General features: G+C 67.1%; 16 protein-coding genes. 5 read left to right on the top strand and 11 right to left on the bottom strand.

The genetic code is table 11. The features are described 5' to 3' along the window. Positions 1-22: 22 nt before the first annotated feature. The 6 genes from ABL840_RS11580 to ABL840_RS11555 all read right to left on the bottom strand — a co-directional run bounded on the left by ABL840_RS11580 (position 23) and on the right by ABL840_RS11555 (position 6,287). Complete coding sequence (locus tag ABL840_RS11580; RefSeq protein WP_093301079.1) at positions 23-1,096, bottom strand: SDR family oxidoreductase; 1,074 nt, start codon at positions 1,094-1,096, stop codon at positions 23-25. Positions 1,097-1,135: 39 nt separating this feature from the next. Then, positions 1,136-2,104 (bottom strand): ABC transporter permease, encoded by a 969-nt coding sequence (locus tag ABL840_RS11575; RefSeq protein ID WP_093301080.1) that lies wholly within the window; start codon positions 2,102-2,104, stop codon positions 1,136-1,138. After that, positions 2,101-3,075 carry an ABC transporter permease gene (locus ABL840_RS11570; protein ID WP_093301082.1) on the bottom strand — a complete coding sequence of 325 codons (975 nt, stop codon included), beginning with the start codon at positions 3,073-3,075 and terminating at the stop codon, positions 2,101-2,103. Before ABL840_RS11570 ends, ABL840_RS11575 begins: the two co-directional genes overlap by 4 nt. Continuing rightward, positions 3,072-4,643 (bottom strand): sugar ABC transporter ATP-binding protein, encoded by a 1,572-nt coding sequence (locus ABL840_RS11565; protein ID WP_093301083.1) that lies wholly within the window; start codon positions 4,641-4,643, stop codon positions 3,072-3,074. Before ABL840_RS11565 ends, ABL840_RS11570 begins: the two co-directional genes overlap by 4 nt. Before the next feature lie 34 nt (positions 4,644-4,677). Then, positions 4,678-5,796, bottom strand: coding sequence for a sugar ABC transporter substrate-binding protein (locus tag ABL840_RS11560; protein ID WP_093301085.1), 1,119 nt, complete (start codon positions 5,794-5,796; stop codon positions 4,678-4,680). Positions 5,797-5,858: 62 nt separating this feature from the next. Then, positions 5,859-6,287, bottom strand: coding sequence for a VOC family protein (locus ABL840_RS11555; RefSeq protein ID WP_093301086.1), 429 nt, complete (start codon positions 6,285-6,287; stop codon positions 5,859-5,861). 287 nt (positions 6,288-6,574) lie between these two features. On the opposite strand from ABL840_RS11555, the gene ABL840_RS11550 reads away from it, so the two are divergent. Next, complete coding sequence (locus tag ABL840_RS11550; RefSeq protein ID WP_093301088.1) at positions 6,575-7,249, top strand: TetR/AcrR family transcriptional regulator; 675 nt, start codon at positions 6,575-6,577, stop codon at positions 7,247-7,249. A gap of 6 nt (positions 7,250-7,255) precedes the next feature. On the opposite strand, the gene ABL840_RS11545 is transcribed toward ABL840_RS11550, so the two are convergent. Further along, complete coding sequence (locus ABL840_RS11545) at positions 7,256-8,167, bottom strand: LysR family transcriptional regulator (protein WP_093301089.1); 912 nt, start codon at positions 8,165-8,167, stop codon at positions 7,256-7,258. Between the two features lie 98 nt (positions 8,168-8,265). Between ABL840_RS11545 and ABL840_RS11540 the strand changes: the two genes are divergently transcribed. From ABL840_RS11540 to ABL840_RS11525, 4 genes are all read left to right on the top strand, one after another. Then, complete coding sequence (locus ABL840_RS11540) at positions 8,266-9,363, top strand: alkene reductase (RefSeq protein ID WP_093301091.1); 1,098 nt, start codon at positions 8,266-8,268, stop codon at positions 9,361-9,363. Then, positions 9,360-10,289 (top strand): TIGR03571 family LLM class oxidoreductase, encoded by a 930-nt coding sequence (locus tag ABL840_RS11535; protein ID WP_093301092.1) that lies wholly within the window; start codon positions 9,360-9,362, stop codon positions 10,287-10,289. The genes ABL840_RS11540 and ABL840_RS11535 overlap by 4 nt, the downstream gene beginning before the upstream one ends. Positions 10,290-10,600: 311 nt before the next feature. Further along, positions 10,601-11,386, top strand: coding sequence for an exodeoxyribonuclease III (xth, locus tag ABL840_RS11530; protein WP_093199123.1), 786 nt, complete (start codon positions 10,601-10,603; stop codon positions 11,384-11,386). Positions 11,387-11,390: 4 nt separating this feature from the next. Then, entirely contained in the window at positions 11,391-11,924 is a 534-nt protein-coding gene (locus ABL840_RS11525; RefSeq protein WP_093199646.1) for a hypothetical protein, read from the top strand. Positions 11,925-11,952: 28 nt separating this feature from the next. On the opposite strand, the gene ntrC is transcribed toward ABL840_RS11525, so the two are convergent. The 4 genes from ntrC to glnA form a co-directional block, all read right to left on the bottom strand. Next, a complete protein-coding gene (gene ntrC / locus ABL840_RS11520; protein ID WP_093301094.1) occupies positions 11,953-13,497 on the bottom strand; it encodes a nitrogen regulation protein NR(I) in 1,545 nt (514 codons plus the stop codon). 27 nt (positions 13,498-13,524) lie between these two features. Further along, positions 13,525-14,604 carry a nitrogen regulation protein NR(II) gene (gene glnL / locus ABL840_RS11515; protein WP_093199118.1) on the bottom strand — a complete coding sequence of 360 codons (1,080 nt, stop codon included), beginning with the start codon at positions 14,602-14,604 and terminating at the stop codon, positions 13,525-13,527. A 6-nt stretch (positions 14,605-14,610) separates the two neighbouring features. Then, the gene (locus tag ABL840_RS11510; protein WP_093301095.1) at positions 14,611-15,129 is read right to left on the bottom strand and encodes a hypothetical protein; all 519 of its coding nucleotides are present in this window, start codon (positions 15,127-15,129) and stop codon (positions 14,611-14,613) included. Positions 15,130-15,375: 246 nt separating this feature from the next. Then, positions 15,376-16,791: a type I glutamate--ammonia ligase gene (gene glnA, locus ABL840_RS11505; protein WP_093199113.1), complete on the bottom strand. Its 1,416-nt coding sequence runs from the start codon at positions 16,789-16,791 to the stop codon at positions 15,376-15,378. Positions 16,792-16,852: the final 61 nt, after the last annotated feature.

The raw sequence follows: 16,852 nt of genomic DNA, 5'->3' as shown, positions 1-16,852 counted from the left end.
TTGTTCTCCGTTGGTTGTCTCTTCAGGGAATGATTCGTTCGTGGCGCAGCTGGTCGAACAGGTCGAGGAACGACCGCTCGGTGTCCTGGAAGCCGAGGAAGCCCAGGCGCCGGCTCTTGTTCATGTCGTTGACGCACTCCATGGGGCGGCCCAGGTCGAGGTCGGTGTGCCAGGCCGAGGCCAGCTCGTCGATGCCGTGCGGCTGCAGGCGATGCGCCTGCACGAGGCCGCTCCACAGCGGCGCCATGTCGGCCATCTGCTGCTTCAGCGGCACCTGTTCGCCCGGATACGGCGCGGCCTCGAGACCGAAGTAGCCGCCGATCACGCTCCACAGCCGCTTCCAGCGGAACACATCGCCGTTGGCGACGTTGAAGGCCTCGTTGCGCGCCGCGGGCGCTGTGGCGGCCCAGGCCAGGTGCCGTGCCAGCAGGCGCGCATCGGTCACGTCGCTGAGGCCCGCATGCTGCGTGGGCGAGCCGGGAAACAGGAAGGGCCGTCCGTGCGCCTTGCAGACCGAGGCATACACCGCAAGCGTGACGCCGATGTTCATCGCATTGCCCACGGCGTAGCCGACGATGGTGTGCGGCCGATGCACGCTCCACGACCAGCCGTTGCGCGCGGCGAACTCGAACACCACGTCTTCCTGCACGTAGTAGAAGTTGTCGATCGGAAGGCGCGGCTGGTCCTCGCGGAACGGCGTCTCGGGCTGGTTGCGCGCGTACATGTCGAACGGTCCGAGGTAGTTCTTGGTGCCGGTGACAAGGGCTACGTGCCGCACCGAGACCTGACCGGGGCCGCTCACGGCATCGAGCACGTGGCGCACCATCGCGCCGTTGACGCGACAGTTCTCGGCCTCGCTGGACATGCGCGTCCAGGTGCAGAAGAAGACGTGGGTCGGCCGAGCATCGGCCAGCGCGCGTCGCGTGGCCTCGACATCGAGCACATCGAGCGCGACGTGCTTCACGCGCGACAGGCCCGAAGGCGGTTTGCGAGAGATGCCCAGCACCTCCCAGCCGCCTTCGGCCAGCAGCTGGCGTGCGAGGTTGTTGCCGACTATGCCGGTGACGCCGACGATGAGTGCGCGTTTGTCGAACATGGAATTCCTTTCGATGTGAAAGCAGCAAGGGCCGCGACCTCAGCCGCCCTGTCTGCGGCTGTAGAGGCCGACCATGACGACGATGACCAGCCCGTAGCAGATCTGCTTGACGGCCTCGGGCACGTGCATCAGCGACAGCATGCTGCTCATCAGCGTGATCAGCAGCACGCCCGCCACGGTGCCGCTGTAACGACCGCGACCGCCCAGGATGCTGGTGCCCCCGACCACCACGGCCGCGATGCCCGGCAACAGGAACGGGTCGCCCATGCGCTGGTACGACTGCCCGGCGTAGCCAGCCAGCAGCAGCCCCGCGATGGCGCTGCAGACGCCCGAGGCCACGAAGGCGCCGAGGATGACGCGGCGGGTGTCGATGCCCGACATGTGGGCAGCCACCTCGCGCGTGCCGACCGCGTAGATGTAGCGCCCCATCAACGTGCGCCGCAGCACCCACACCACGAAGGCCGACACCGCCAGCCACACCAGCACCGCGTTGGGCAGCACGCCGAAGCTGCGGCCCGCGCCCAGCGCGGCCATGACGGGCGAGGGCTCGCTCGATATGACGGTGTTGCCGGCATAGAAGGCCACCGCGCCCAGCAGGATGGTGTTGACCGCCAGGGTCCAGATCAGCGACGGAATGCGCAGATAGGCCACGCCCACGCCATTCAGCAACCCGATGAGAGCGCCGGCGGCGATGCCCGCCAGCGGGCCGAGCTCGGCCCAGGCGCCGCCGCCGGCGCGCGTCACGGCCGTGCCGACGGTGGCCGCGACCGTCAGCGTCCAGGGCACCGACAGGTCGATGTGCCCGAGCAGGATGACCAGCGTCGCACCTGCGGCGATCACACCGAGGAACGCACCGCTCTGCAGCTGCAGCAGCAGGTAGGTCGGAGAGAAGAACTGGCTGTTGAGGGTGCCGCCCAGCAGCAGCAGGGCCGCGAGCGCCAGCAGCACGGCGCCGGTGGGGGTCTTGAAGTGGGAGCGCAGATTGGTACTGGGTGCGAGCGTGCTCATCGGAAGATCTCCAGGCGGTTGCGGATGCGCAGCAGGCGCGTGGCGCCGAGCGCGACGGCGCAGATCAGCACGAGCCCCTCGAACAGCGGCTGCGCGAGCGGCGGCACGCCGGTGAAGAACATCAGGCTGCCGATGGTGCGCAACATGAAGGCGCCGGCGATGGTGCCGAGCACGCTGGCCACGCCGCCGCTGAGTGCCGCGCCGCCGAGCACCACCGCGGCCACCGAGTTGAGCGTGTACGGCAGGCCGATGGCGGCGTCGCCGCTGGCGGTCTGGAAGCCGAGGAAGAGGCCCGCCATCGCCGCGAAGAGGCCCGCGGTGGCATAGGCCACGACCTTGGCCCGGTCGACCGACAGGCCCGACATGTAGGCGGCCTGCTCGGCAGAACCCAGCGCGAACAGCGTGCGGCCGGTGAGAGAGCGGCGCAGCGGCTCCCACACCAGGAGCACCACCAGCGCCAGCGCGACCAGCGAGGTGGGCACGAGATCGCCCAGCGTACCGGTCATGGCGTCGCTCAGGCCTGCGTCGACCTCCCCGCCCGGCGTGGGCCGCACGAGCAGCGCGACGCCGGTGTAGATGGTGCCGGTGGCCAGTGTCGCGACGATGGGCTGGATGCGCGCGTAGACGACGATCATCCCGTTGACCACGCCGCACAGGGTGCCCACCAGCAGGACCGCTGCGACGCCCAGCGCGACCTGCAAGGGATCGCCCTGCACGAGCACCGAGGCCACGCAGTTGCACAGCGCCATGATGGCGCCGATGGAGATGTCGATGCCGCTCGTGAGCACTACCAGCGTCTGCCCGATGGCGACCAGCGCGAGCGCCGCGCCCTGGTTGAACCAGGCGGTGAGCACGCTGGCCGAGGCGCCGCGCGGATGAATGGCCAGGAAGGCGACCAGCAGCACGGCCAGCAGACCGAACGCGAGCAGCGTGCGCGCATGGTGGCGCAGGTGAAGGGAGGCGGACTTCATGCTGCGCACTCCCAGGCCGCGGCATGCACCCGGCTGTCGTTGGCGGGCGCATCCCTGCGCCCGAGATTCATAGCGTTCATGAGGATCTGTTCTTCGGTGAGCATCGCGCCCGCGAGCGAGGCGCGGACCTGGCCGTCGTACATCACGAGCACGCGGTCGCACAGGCCGATGAGCTCGTCGCAGTCGGTCGAATAGAAAAGAATGGCCAGGCCCTTGGCGGCCAGGTCACGGAACAGGCGGTAGATCTCCTGCTTGGTGCCGACGTCGACGCCGCGCGTCGGGTCCATCAGCAGCAGCAGACGCGGCTGCGTGGCGAGCCACTTCGCCAGCACCACCTTCTGCTGGTTGCCGCCCGACAGCGTGGAGACGGCCACGCGCGTGTCGGGCGCCTTGATCTGCAGCGTCTTCACCAGGTCGGCGATCAGCGCGCGCTCGGCGGCGTGGTCGACCACGCCCCAGCGGCTGATGCGGTCGAGCGCGCAGACGCCGAGGTTGTCGTGCACCGACTGGCCCAGCGCCAGCCCTTCGGTCTTGCGGTCCTCGGGGATCAGCGCCATGCGGTAGGCCTCGCGCTTGCCCCCGCGCGGCCCGTTCGGCGGCGTGGACTGCTCGCCGATGCGGATGTCCCCGCGCACGTCGCGCAGCAGCCCCGCGAGCGCCAGCATCAGCTCGCGCTGCCCCTGCCCATCGAGGCCGCCGAGGCCGACGATCTCGCCGGGACGCACCGCGAGCTCGACGCCCTTGAGCTGCGTGCCCGAGCGCAGGCCACTCACCTGCAGGTAGGGCCGCACGGAGGCAGCCGGCGGCTGCGGCTTGGGCGGATACACCTGTGCGATCGGCCGCCCGATCATGAGCCGCACGATCTCCTCGTGCGGCTTGGAGCCCGCGGGAAAGGTGCTCACGTGCTCGCCGTTGCGGAACACCGAGCAGGTATCGGCCAGCGCGTCGACCTCGTGCATGCGGTGCGAGATGAAGAGCACGCAGGTGCCCTCCTCGCGCAGCGTGCGCAGCAGGCGCATGACCTTCTCCACGTCTTCCGCAGTGAGCGCCGAGGTGGCCTCGTCGAGGATCAGCACGCGCGGGCGCCGCACCACGGCCTTGGCGATCTCCACGATCTGCCGCTGCGACAGCGGCAGATCGATGCAGCGCTCGCGCAGGTCGATCTGGCGGTCGCAGCCGATGCGCGCGAGCGCCTCGCGCGCCATCTCGTTCTGGCGGTGCCGGTCGATCAGGCCCAGCCGGTTGCGCGGCGGATTCGCCAGGCAGATGTTGGCTGCCACGCTCAGGTGCGGCACCAGCGACAGCTCCTGGAAGATGCAGACGATGCCTTCGTCGAGCGCCTGCGCGGGCCCCGTCATGCGAAGCTCGCGGCCGTCGAGCCGCACCACGCCGGCGTCGGGCCGCACCACGCCGGCCAGCGTCTTCATGAGCGTGCTCTTGCCCGCGCCGTTCTCGCCGAGGATGGCGTGGATCGAGCCGCGCGCGGCGCTGAAGGACACGTCGCTGAGCGCGGCGATGCCTCCGTAGCGCTTGCTGACGCCGACGAGCTGCAGATAGTCGTTGTTCACTCGGAATCTCCTGGCTTTGCAGGCCGGGGCCTGCTCAGTTGTTGTCCGGGTTGAACTTGTTGATCTCGTCGGGCGTGAAGCTGATGCCGCAGCTCGCGTAGCTCGACACCGTCTCGTAGCTGTCGGGCAGGTTCGGGAAGTAGTTGACGTCGGGCTTCATGTCCTTCGTCAGCACGTTCGGCGTGGGCAGGTTCACCAGCGAGGGCAGCGTCTGGCCCTGCAGCAGCGCGATGGCCGCGCGCATCGCGACCGGGCCTTGTCCCGGCGAAGTCGACACCGAGATGCCCGGGATCTTCTGCTCGATCAACGCCTTGACGAAGCCGTTCTCCGCGTCGCCGCCCACGGGCACCGGCGGGTGGTTGGCGGCCTTCATGGCGCTGGTGACGCCGCGGCAGCCATGCTGGCACACGACCGCGTCGAACTTGCCGTTGACCGCGATGGCGTCGGCCACCACCTTCTGCACGGTGCCGGTGTCCCAGTTGCCGGTGACCTCGACCACCGAGATGTCCTTGTACTTGTCGAGGATCTTGCGCACGCCCGCATGGCGGTCGCGGTCGGTGGAGTTGCCGGGCAGCCCGCGCACCTCGAGCAGCTTGCCCTTCTTCACCGGCATCAGGTCGACCACGGCCTGGGTCTTGATGTCGCCCTCGAACTCGACCCATTCGGGCGTGATGCGCAGCACGTCCGGGCTGTCGACCGGGTTGTCGAAGGACACGAGCACGGTGCCCGCCTTCTTCGCTCGGCGGATCACGGCGTCGAAGGCCTTGGGATTCACTGCGATGAAGGCGATGGCGTCGTATCCGGCCTGGATGAAGTTGTCGATGGCGGCGATCTGGCTCGCCACGTCGGCGCCGGTGCTGACCACCTTCAGCTCCTTGATGTCCTTGGCCACGTCGGGGCGCGCGGCCCAGGCGCGGGTCTGCTGGATCATCTGCATGCGCCATGGGATGCCGGTATGGCCGTTGACCAGCGCCACGCGGTAAGGCCCCTTGCGCGCCGGGTAGCTCACGGTGGTGCTGACACCGGCTGCGGGCTTGTAGCAGGCGGGCAGGAAGGTCTCGGCTGCATTCGATACCGAGACGGCGGTGGCCGCGGCGGCGAAGGCGACCGCCGGCAGGACGCGGCGAAGGTTGCGCTGGAAGGTGGGGTTCATGGTTTGTCTCCGGTTTTGTTGAAAGGCAGAAGCTGGAAGGCAGCAGGGCTGGCGCCGGGGCTCTAGGCGACCTCGTGCGCGGGAAAGTTCATTTCGATCGTGACCCCCGAGGGATCCTCGAAGAACACCTGGTGCAGGCGCAGGCCGGGCACGGTGCGTTCGCGGAAGGCCACGCCTTCGCGCGACAAGCCCTTGCGGAACTCGGCGACGCCGGTGGCGATGAACGCGAGGTGGTCCAGCGTGCCGGTGCCGCTGGCCGCGGCCTTGTCGCCGAGGTAGTCGCGCAGACCCGACGGGTTGCGTTCGTCGATGCCGATGAGGTGGACCACCCCGTAGTCGGACTCGTCGTCGCCGTTGTAGAGCCACGCGCCGGGGAAATCGAACGCGGGGCGAAAGCCTTCGCGCAGGCCGAGGACCCGCGTATAGAACTGCACGGACGCGGCGAGCTGCGCTGTCCGCACCGAGTAGTGACCGAGCCGCGAGATGGGCATCTTTTGCATCCTTTTAATGATCGATTGATAAATAGTAGTTTGCAAGAATCCGATGGAGACATCTCGTTTTCCCTAGGTTGCAATGGATGGGAAGAAAGAAAGGCCGTGGTGCTAGAGATGCCTTTTGTATCGAACCTACGAGGATGGAGTGTCTGGAAGCCGTAGCGCCGGGCGATCCCCTAACATGCAGGGCGGCAGGGAACTCCTCGTGCCCATGCAGAGAGCCATCCACCCGCCAATTTAATGTTCAATCGATAATTAAAATACCCAACGAAAGCAGCAAGCCCATGCGCACGACGAGCACCGCATCCGCCGCCGACGAGGCCGCCCCGGCCGCGCGGCGGCGCCTCGCGCCGGAGGACCGGGAGCACCAGATCGTCCAGAAGGCGATCGCCTTCTATGCGAGCCACGGTTTCGAGGCCAGCACCCGCGACCTCGCGAAGGAACTGGGCATCACGCAGCCGCTGCTGTATCGCTACTTCCCGACCAAGGACGCACTGGTGGACCGCGTCTACGAGGAAATCTTCGTGCGGCGCTGGAACCCCGAATGGGAAGAGTGGCTCGCCGACCGCGCGGTGCCGCTGGCCGACCGCCTGAAGAGATACCTGCAGGACTACGCGCGCTTCATCCTGCGCAGCGAATGGGTGCGTATCTTCATGTTCGCCGGACTGACGCGCGGCGGCATCAACCAGAAGTACCTCAGCCGCCTGCGCGAGCGGCACTTCAAGGTCATCGCCGCCGAGATGCGGCACAGCTTCGGCATCCCCGATCCGAAGACGCCACAGGAGGAGGAAGACGAGCTCGAGCTGGTCTGGGCCATGCACTCCAGCGTGTTCTACATCGGCGTTCGCAAGTGGGTGTACGAACAGCCGGTGCCGAAGGATCTCGATCGCACGATCGGCTTTCGCGTCGACGCGTTCCTCGCCGGCACGCCGATGGTGCTCAAGAACGCACGCAGCTGAGCCGCGCTATTCGTCGAGCGTGACGCGCTCGTAGAGAAAGTCGAGCACGGCGCGCACCCGCGCCGGCAGTTCCTTGCCCGGGCCGATGAACACGGCGTGCACCGGGTCGGTGTCGCCGGGATTGAAAGACTCGAGCAGCGGCACGAGCAGCCCCTCGTCGAGGTCGCGGCCCACGTGGAAGCGCGCGAGCCGCGCGATGCCCACGCCTTCGAGCGCCAGCTGGCGCATGGTCTCGCCGTCGCTCACGTGCATGTTGCCGCGCGGCACCACCGACAGGCGTGTGCCGTCCGCCTCGACGAAAGGCCAGACCTGTGTGTGGCGGATGAAGCCGAAGCCCAGGCAGTTGTGGCGGGCCAGGTCCTGCGGGTGCACCAGCGTTGCGCGGCCTTCGAGGTAGGCCGGCGAAGCGACCACCGCGAAGCGGCTCTGGCCCAGCTCACGGCTGACGAGCCCCGAGTCCTTGAGCGGGCCGGTGCGGATGGCGATGTCGGTTTTCTCCTCGCGCACATTCACGACCTGATCGGTCAGCACGAGGTCGATGAAGATCTCTGGATAGCGCGCGAGAAATTCCGACATCAACGGCAGCAGGCAGCGCCGGCCGAAGGGCACGTTCGAGTTGATGCGCACTCGCCCGCGCGGCGTGGAGGCCTGCGACACCTCACGCTCGGCCTCGGCCATCGACTCGAGGATGCCGCGCGCGCGCTCGTGAAAGCCTGCGCCCTCGGGCGTCAGGTGCAGCCCCCGCGTCGAACGCACCAGCAGACGCGCCCCCAGCCGCGCCTCGAGCCGCGCGACCAGCTTGCTCACCGCGGACGGCGTGAGCGACAGGCGCCGCGCCGCGGCGGAGAAGCTCTGAGAGTCCACCACCTGCACGAAGACTTCCATCTCGCCTGAACGATTGATCTCCTGGCGGGCCATGCGAAGTTATTTCACAACTGTTATTCCAACTGTGAGTCTAGTTCACCGACTCGGGTCTCCCTAGAGTCCGGGGGCATCGTTCATCCAAGGAGACACGCATGCTGTTCACCCCTCACAAATTCGGCCGCCTGAACCTGGCGAACCGGGTCGTCATGGCCCCCATGACCCGCTCGCGCGCGGACCAGCCCGGCGACGTGCCCAACGAGTTGATGGCGACCTACTACGCCCAGCGCGCCGGTGCCGGGCTGATCGTCACCGAGGGCACGCCGGTCTCCGAGGTGGGGCGCGGCTACTCGCTGACTCCCGGCATCTACTCGCCGGCCCAGGTGGCGGGCTGGAAGAAGGTGACCGATGCGGTGCACCGCCGCGATGGCCGCATCTTCGTGCAGCTGTGGCACGTGGGTCGCCGCTCGCATGCGTCGATCTCCGGGCATACGCCGGTGTCGGCCTCGGCCGTGAAGCACCCCGACAAGGTCTACGGCCCGCTGCCCGAGGGTGGTTTCGGGATGATCGAGACCGGCATGCCGCGCGCGATGACGCTCGCCGACATCGAGGACACCATCGGCGACTTCGTCACCGCCGCACGCAACGCCATCGAGGCCGGTTTCGACGGCGTGGAGCTGCACGCCGCCCACGGCTACCTGATCGACCAGTTCATGCGCCTGCACAGCAACCAGCGCAACGACGCCTACGGCGGCAGCCAGGAAAAGCGCGTGCGTTTGCTGCACGAGGTCACGCAGGCCGTGGCGAACGCGGTGGGCGCAGACAGGGTCGGCATCCGCGTGTCACCCTTCGTGACCGAGGGCTACGCCGACGAAGACCCCGAGATTCCCGCCGTGACTCTCAAGGCACTGCAGGCGCTGGCCCCGATGGACCTGGCCTACGTGCACTTCTCGGAGAACATCTCGCGCTACACGACCATGCCGCCGGCCTACCGCCAGGAGGCGCGCGCTCTCTATCGCAACCCGATCATGGTGGCCGGCAAATACACCAAGGAAAGCGCGCAGGAAATCCTGCATCAAGGCCTTGCCGACCTCGTCGCATTCGGCCAGCCCTTCATCACCAACCCGGACTTCGTCGCGCGCATTGCCAACGACCATGCGCTCACGCCCGTCAACTACGACGCCCATGCCACCTTCTACGGCGGAGACGGCAAGGGCTACACCGACTACCCCGCCTTCGCGGAGGCCGCGTGACCGCCGCGCTGGAGCGCCTGTTGCACGGGGGCTTCAGCATCGGACTGGAATTGCCGCTGGACAACGACTGGAGCGCTGCCGGCGAAGCGGCGCGCCAGGCCGCCGGCCGCCTGCGCGGCGAGCCTGACATCGCGCGGCACGCGACGCTCGCCCAGTTGGCGGACCGGCTGGGCTTCCGGGCGCTCTGGGTGCGCGACGTGCCGCTGTACGACCCGAAGTTCGGGGACGCGGCTCAGGTGTTCGAGGTCTTCACCTACCTCGGTTTCCTGGCCGGTGTGACGCGCGACATCCTGCTCGGCACGGCCGCCGTGGTGCTGCCGCTGCGCGAACCGGTGCTCACGATGAAAGCCGCGGCCACGGCGGACATCTTGAGCAACGGGCGCCTGTTGATGGGCGTGGCCAGCGGCGACCGGCCCGTGGAGTACCCGGTGTTCGGCCGCTCATTCGAGGCACGCGGCGACGCCTTCCGCGAACAGGTCGGGATGCTGCGCCGCTGGACCTCGGACGCCCTGGGCGAGGGACTCGAGGTCCTGCCCCGCCCCGTCCGGCCGCTGTCATTGCTGGTGGCAGGCCTCGGGCAGCAGTCGATCGAATGGGTGGGCCGGCACATGGACGGACTGCTTGCCTATCCTCGCACGCCGGAAGAGCACCTCGTGCGCACCCGCGCATGGCACGCCGTGGCAGGTCCGGCCAAGCCCTACACGAGCTTCATCCACCTCGACCTGCTTGCGCAGGCCGACGCACCGGTCACGCGGCATCACTTCGGGGTGATGACGGGGCGCCAGGGCCTGATTGCCGAGCTGGAGGCCATGCGCGAAGCCGGCGTGCAGCACATCGGCCTGCATCTGCGCCGCTGCCAGCGGCCCGTGGCGGAGGTGCTGGAGGAGATCGGCAGCTACGTGCTTCCGGTCTTCCACGAGCGCTGAAAAGGCAGCCCCGACCGCCCGCAGGCAGCCGCCGGCCTCGCGGCCTTGGCAAGCAATGCGCGATCTGCATGCTGCCCCAGGGGCGCGCGGGCAATGCCGCCCCTCCCTGCCCCCTCTCTCCCTCCGTCCGTTTCACCTGCTTACCCTGCGTGCCACGGGGAAATCGAGTGCTTTTGCTAAGCTGGCCGCCCGCGCGCCGCCGCCATACTGCAGCGTCCCCGGCCAAGACGGGTGCCTTGCCTGGGCATGCGGCGACAGCAAGAGATCGAGAACAACGAAATCCCCTTGAAATCAGGACCTCCGAGAGCCTCATGAAAATCGCCACCTGGAACGTCAACTCCCTCACCGCGCGCCTGCAGCACGTGCTCGACTGGCTCATCGCCAACCCTGTCGACGTGCTCTGCCTGCAGGAGCTCAAGATGACGGACGACAAATTCCCGCTCGACGTGCTCAAGTCGGCCGGCTACGAGGCCGCGGTGTTCGGCCAGAAGACGTACAACGGCGTCGCGATCCTGAGCCTCGCGCCGGTGCGCGACGTGGTGAGGAACATCACCGGCTTCAGCGACGACCAGTCGCGCGTGATCGCGGCCACGGTGGAGACGCCCTCGGGCCCGCTGCGCGTGGTCAACGGCTACTTCGTGAACGGACAGGCGCCGGGCACCGACAAGTTCGAATACAAGATGAAGTGGCTCGATGCCCTGCGCGACGCGCTGCGCCAGGAGCTTGCGAGCAACCCCGACCTCGTGCTGCTGGGCGACTTCAACATCACGCCCGAGGACCGCGACAGCTTCGACCCCGTGGGCCTGAAGGAAACGATCCACCACACGACCGAGGAGCGCAACCACTTCAAGGCGCTGCTCGACCTGGGCCTGAAGGACAGCTTCCGCATGTTCGACCAGCCCGAGAAGAGCTACTCGTGGTGGGACTACCGCATGCTGGGCTATCAGAAGAACCGCGGCCTGCGCATCGACCACATCCTGGTGGGCGAGTCGCTGGTGCCGAGCGTGAAGGGCTGCATCATCGACCGCGTGCCGCGCAAGTGGGAAAAGCCGAGCGACCACGCACCGGTGGTGCTCGACCTCGACCGTGGTGCCTGACCCCATGCGCTCGACGCTCCTTCGGACCGGCCGTCATCTGGCGCTTGCAGCGGCGGCGCTATCGCTCGCGGCCTGCTCGCTGCTGAAGCCGGCCGACAAGGCCGGGGAAGGCGACAAGGGCACCACCGCGACCACGCCCTCCGGCGAGACGGCGACCGACAGCCGCGATGTGCCGACGGTGCGTCTGATCACCGCGCAGACGCCCGCGATACGCACCTACCGCAAGATCGGCGCACGCCACATCTACAACAAGTACGCGAACCGCATCTACAAGGGCAAGCTTCCGCCGCTGGTGTACGCCGTGGTGGTGGTCGAGACCGACATCGACGCGACGGGCAAGGTGACGAACGTCACCTTCAGCCGCACGCCGAGCCACGCGCCGGAAGTGGCGCCGATGATCGCGGAGATGATCAAGGCCGCGTCGCCCCTGCCCAGTCCGGGCAAGCTGGGCGGCCACACCTACGTGGACACCTGGCTCTGGGACCGCAGCGACAAGTTCCAGATCGATTCGCTGACCCAGGGGCAAAGAAGCCGCTGAAAGAAAAAAGGCCCTGAAGGGGCCTTTTTCATTCGATGCCGAGTTCCTGGATCTTCCGGGTGATGGTGTTGCGCCCGATGCCCAGCTTCTGCGCGGCCTCGATGCGGCGGCCGCGCGTGTTGGCCAGCGCGGTGAGTATCAGCCTCGACTCGAAGCGGCGCGAGAGCACGTCCCACACGTCGGTGCGGCCGGCGGCCAGCAGGGCCTGGGCCTCGGCCTCTAGGCCGCTTTCCCAGTTGCTGGTGCCGGTTGCGGGAGCATGGGCTTCGGCGGGTTCGGAAACGGCATGCACCGGGGACGCCAGTTCGCCGCCCGACGCCGGGAACGACGGCGCGGGCTGCGCCGTCAGGGTCGATGCAACGGCCGGTGCTTCGGATGCCGCATGCGCTTCGGCGCTGCCGCCGCCCGCCATCACTTCCGGCGGCAGATCTTTCGCCTCGATCAGCTGGGCCGGCGCCATCACCGTCAGCCAGTGGCAGATGTTCTCCAGCTGGCGCACGTTGCCCGGGAAATTGAATGCCGCGAGCTTCGCCAATGCGGCATCCGAGATGCGCTTGGGCTCCACGCCGAGCTGGCGCGCGCTCACCTGCAGGAAGTGACGCGTGAGCGCGGGCACGTCTTCGCCGCGTTCGCGCAGGGCCGGCAGGCGCAGGCGGATCACGTTGAGGCGGTGGAACAAGTCTTCGCGGAAGCCGCCGAGCTTGACGCGCTGTTCCAGGTCCTGGTGAGTGGCCGCGATGACGCGCACGTTGGCCTTCACCGAGTTGTGGCCGCCCACGCGGTAGAAATGGCCGTCGCTCAGCACGCGCAGCAGGCGCGTCTGCAGGTCGAAGGGCATGTCGCCGATTTCGTCGAGGAAGAGCGTGCCGCCCTCGGCCTGCTCGAAGCGGCCGCGGCGCATGGTCTGCGCGCCGGTGAAGGCGCCGCGCTCATGGCCGAAGAGTTCGCTCTCCAGCAGGTCCTTCGGAATGGCGGCCGTGTTGATGGCCACGAACGGGCCGTTGGCGCGCGGCGAGTGCTTGTGCAGCGCACGCGCCACCAGCTCCTTGCCCGAGCCCGATTCGCCGGTGATGAGCACCGTGACGTTGCTTTGCGAGAGCCTGCCGATCGCGCGGAACACGTCCTGCATGGCGGGCGCCTGGCCGAGCATCTCGGGGGCGGCGACCATGCGCTCTTCCGCCACTTCCTCGCGCTGGCTCTCGTCGACGGCGCGACGGATGAGTTCGACCGCGCGCGGCAGATCGAAGGGCTTGGGCAGGTATTCGAAGGCGCCGCCCTGGAAGGCCGAGACGGCGCTGTCGAGGTCGGAGAAGGCCGTCATGATGATGACGGGCAGGCCCGGATGCAGGGCCTTGATCTTGTCGAGCAGATCCAGCCCGGAACCGCCGGGCATGCGGATGTCGCTCACCAGGACCTGGGGCGCCAGCTGATCGTCGTCGGCGGCCTGTTCGAGTGCTGCGAGCACCTCGCGCGTGTTGGTGAAACTGCGCGTGGGCAGGTCTTCGCGCAGCAGAGCCTTCTCGAGCACGAAGCGAATCGATTGGTCGTCATCAACTATCCAGATCGGCTTCATGCATCTCCTCTGTTGCCGGTGGCTGCGCTAGGGCAGCGGTATCAATATCTTGAAATCGGTTCGGCCCGGGACGCTGTCGCACTCGATCACGCCGTGATGCTGTTGCACAAAAGTTTGTGCAAGCGTCAATCCCAGCCCGGTCCCGCCTTCCCTGCCCGATACGAGCGGATAGAAGATGCGGTCCTTGATCGTGTCCGGCACACCCGGTCCATTGTCGATTACATGCAATTCCAATGCCAATCGATACCACTGCTTGTTGAAGATCACCTGACGGGCCACCCGCGTCTTGAAAGTGATCTGCGCATCACCCGCCGCACGGCGCTCGGCCAGCGCCTGCGCCGCGTTGTGCGCGATGTTGAGCGTGGCCTGGATGAGCTGCTCGCGGTCGCCGCGGAACTCGGGAATGGAGACGTCGAAGTCGCGCTCGATGTGCAGGTCGCGCGGAAACTCCGCGAGGATGACCGAGCGCACGCGCTCGCAGACTTCGTGGATGTTGACGTCGCCCACCACGTGCGGGCGGCGGTGCGGCGCCAATAGACGGTCGACCAACGTCTGCAGCCGGTCGGCCTCGTGGATGATGACCTGGGTGTACTCGATGAGGTCGCGTGACTCGACCTCCATCTGCAGCAGCTGCGCCGCGCCGCGGATGCCGCCCAGCGGGTTCTTGATCTCGTGCGCGAGGTTGCGGATGAGTTCCTTGTTGGCCTGCGCCTGGTCGATGAGCCGCTCCTCGCGGTCCTGTCGCACCTGCTGCTCGAGCGGCGACATCTCGATGATGAGCTCGCCCTTCTTCTCGCCGTGCGCGAGGGACACCTGCACCGGCATCAGCTCGTGGTTCACGCGGCGCAGGAAGGCTTCGTAGCGCAGCGTGGCGAAGTCGTTGCTGCTGGCACCGTCGATGGCCGTGCGCAGCACCTGCGGCTCATGGAAGCATGCGCCGAACTGCGAGCCTTCGAGGGTGCGGCGCGATGTGCCCAGTGCGTCTTCGAGGCCTGCGTTGGCGAACAGCACGGAGCCGTTGCTGTTGACCACGGCGATCATCGTGGACAGCAGGTCGAAGGACTGGAAGCGCGAGTTGGCGCCGGCCGCCTTCTTCCCGAACACCATGACGTCTTACTGAGGCTGCTGCTTGGCAGGCAGCCGGGCGATCTCGCGGCGGATGCCGGCGATGTCGCTCTCGTTGCGCGCCAGCTCGGACTTCATTTCGGCGACGCGGTCCAGGTACTTCTGGTAGTTGCGGCCTTCGCTGCCCTGCTTCTCGGGCTCGCCGTTGTTGTATTCCTTCTGCAGCTCGGCCTGGCGCGCCTCGGCCTTCTTGAGCTCGGCCTCGAGCACCGAACGCGCCTCGCCGTCACGGGCACGCTGGTCGACGCCTTCCACGCGCGGGCTGCCTGCCGGCGAACGCGCCGCGGACGAACCGCCCGACGACGAGGAAGAAGCGGAACCGCCGCCCGACGCCCGCGTGCCCTGCACGACCGTGACGTTGCCGCCTTCCATGATCTTGCAGCCCTTCTGCTGCGCGATGGTGGCGTTGTTGGTGTACTCGTTGCCGCAACGCCAGACACGCTCCTGCGCGAGCGCCGGCAGCGCGATCAGTGAACCGGCCAGAAAGATGAGGGAAGCTGTCTTCATGTGTATCGGTGGAGAGCGGCGACAAAGGGGCATTTTCGTGCAATTCGACGGTAAAAGTGACCAGATGTTCCACCCCAAAGAAAAAGGACGGCCAGGCCGTCCTTCCATAACCCATCAGGCTTACATCCCCAATCACTGCCCCCTTCGGGAGATACCGCGGAACCGGCTCCGCCGGGCCGCAGGTATCGCCCCCGGAAGGGGGTTGGCGTAGCGACACGAAGTGCGCGCAGCCTGGGGGCGAGCCAATTACAGGGAGTAATACATGTCGAACTCGACGGGGTGCGTCGCCATGCGGAAGCGCGTGACTTCCTGCATCTTCAGTTCGATGTACGCGTCGATGTAGGCATCGGTGAACACGCCGCCCTTGGTCAGGAACGCACGGTCCTTGTCCAGGTATTCCAGGGCCTGGTCGAGGCTGTGGCAGACGGTCGGGATCAGTGCGTCTTCTTCCGGCGGCAGGTGGTACAGGTCCTTGCTGGCGGCTTCGCCCGGGTGGATCTTGTTTTCCACGCCGTCGAGACCGGCCATCAGCAGCGCGGCGAAGCCCAGGTACGGGTTCATCAGCGGATCGGGGAAGCGCGCTTCGACGCGGCGGCCCTTCGGGTTGGCCACGAACGGGATGCGGATCGATGCCGAGCGGTTCTTGGCCGAGTAGGCCAGCTTCACCGGGGCTTCGAAGCCGGGGACCAGGCGCTTGTAGCTGTTGGTGCCGGGGTTCGTGATGGCGTTCAGGGCACGGGCGTGCTTGATGATGCCGCCGATGTAGTGCAGGGCGAAGTCCGAGAGGCCTGCATAGCCGTCGCCGGCGAACAGGTTCTTGCCGTCCTTCCAGACCGACTGGTGCACGTGCATGCCGGAGCCGTTGTCGCCGACGATGGGCTTGGGCATGAAGGTGGCGGTCTTGCCGTAGGCGTGGGCCACGTTGTGGATCACGTACTTCTGCAGCTGGACCCAGTCGGCGCGCTGGACCAGCGTGCTGAACTTGGTGCCGAGTTCCATCTGGCCGGCGTTGGCCACTTCATGGTGGTGAACTTCGACCGGGATGCCCAGCGATTCGAGCACCAGGCACATTTCCGAGCGCATGTCCTGGAAGCTGTCGACCGGGGGAACCGGGAAGTAGCCGCCCTTGACCGCGGGACGGTGGCCGGTGTTGCCGTGTTCGAATTCCTTGTCGGTGTTCCACGAGGCTTCTTCGGATTCGATCTTCACGAAGCAGCCCGACATGTCGTTCTTCCAGCGCACGCCGTCGAACACGAAGAATTCGGGTTCCGGACCGAAGTAGGCGGTGTCGCCCAGGCCCGATGCCTTCATGTAGGCCTCGGCGCGCTTGGCGAGCGAACGCGGATCGCGCTCGTAGGCCTTGCCGTCGGCGGGGTCGATCACGTCGCAGGTCAGGATCAGCGTCGTTTCTTCGAAGAAGGGATCGATGTTGGCGGTGTTCGGGTCGGGCATGAGTTGCATGTCCGAAGCTTCGATCCCCTTCCAGCCGGCGATGGACGAGCCGTCGAATGCGTGGCCCGAGGTGAATTTGTCTTCATCGAAAGCCGAGACCGGCACGGTCACGTGCTGCTCTTTGCCGCGGGTATCGGTGAAGCGGAAGTCGACGAACTTGACCTCGTTTTCCTTGACGAGCTTGAGTACATCGGCGACGGTCTTTGCCATCAGTTTCTCCTGAGTTGGATGGTGGTTAGGAATACAGGGACGTGGGATGCAGTTTCTGTGC

It is taken from the genome of Variovorax sp. NFACC27, from assembly GCF_048301545.1.
Lineage (GTDB): Bacteria > Pseudomonadota > Gammaproteobacteria > Burkholderiales > Burkholderiaceae_C > Variovorax > Variovorax gossypii.
The sequence above is the reverse complement of the archived record's forward strand: the minus strand, read 5'-3'. Positions and strand labels throughout refer to the sequence as shown.

Bases quoted from the DNA above. Each gene is read 5' to 3' on its own strand.
- ABL840_RS11580 (WP_093301079.1), bottom strand. From the start codon at position 1,096: ATGTTCGACAAACGCGCACTCATCGTCGGCGTCACCGGCATAGTCGGC.
- ABL840_RS11575 (WP_093301080.1), bottom strand. From the start codon at position 2,104: ATGAGCACGCTCGCACCCAGTACCAATCTGCGCTCCCACTTCAAGACC.
- ABL840_RS11570 (WP_093301082.1), bottom strand. From the start codon at position 3,075: ATGAAGTCCGCCTCCCTTCACCTGCGCCACCATGCGCGCACGCTGCTC.
- ABL840_RS11560 (WP_093301085.1), bottom strand. From the start codon at position 5,796: ATGAACCCCACCTTCCAGCGCAACCTTCGCCGCGTCCTGCCGGCGGTC.
- ABL840_RS11555 (WP_093301086.1), bottom strand. From the start codon at position 6,287: ATGCCCATCTCGCGGCTCGGTCACTACTCGGTGCGGACAGCGCAGCTC.
- ABL840_RS11550 (WP_093301088.1), top strand. From the start codon at position 6,575: ATGCGCACGACGAGCACCGCATCCGCCGCCGACGAGGCCGCCCCGGCC.
- ABL840_RS11545 (WP_093301089.1), bottom strand. From the start codon at position 8,167: ATGGCCCGCCAGGAGATCAATCGTTCAGGCGAGATGGAAGTCTTCGTG.
- ABL840_RS11540 (WP_093301091.1), top strand. From the start codon at position 8,266: ATGCTGTTCACCCCTCACAAATTCGGCCGCCTGAACCTGGCGAACCGG.
- xth (WP_093199123.1), top strand. From the start codon at position 10,601: ATGAAAATCGCCACCTGGAACGTCAACTCCCTCACCGCGCGCCTGCAG.
- ABL840_RS11525 (WP_093199646.1), top strand. From the start codon at position 11,391: ATGCGCTCGACGCTCCTTCGGACCGGCCGTCATCTGGCGCTTGCAGCG.
- ntrC (WP_093301094.1), bottom strand. From the start codon at position 13,497: ATGAAGCCGATCTGGATAGTTGATGACGACCAATCGATTCGCTTCGTG.
- glnL (WP_093199118.1), bottom strand. From the start codon at position 14,604: ATGGTGTTCGGGAAGAAGGCGGCCGGCGCCAACTCGCGCTTCCAGTCC.
- ABL840_RS11510 (WP_093301095.1), bottom strand. From the start codon at position 15,129: ATGAAGACAGCTTCCCTCATCTTTCTGGCCGGTTCACTGATCGCGCTG.
- glnA (WP_093199113.1), bottom strand. From the start codon at position 16,791: ATGGCAAAGACCGTCGCCGATGTACTCAAGCTCGTCAAGGAAAACGAG.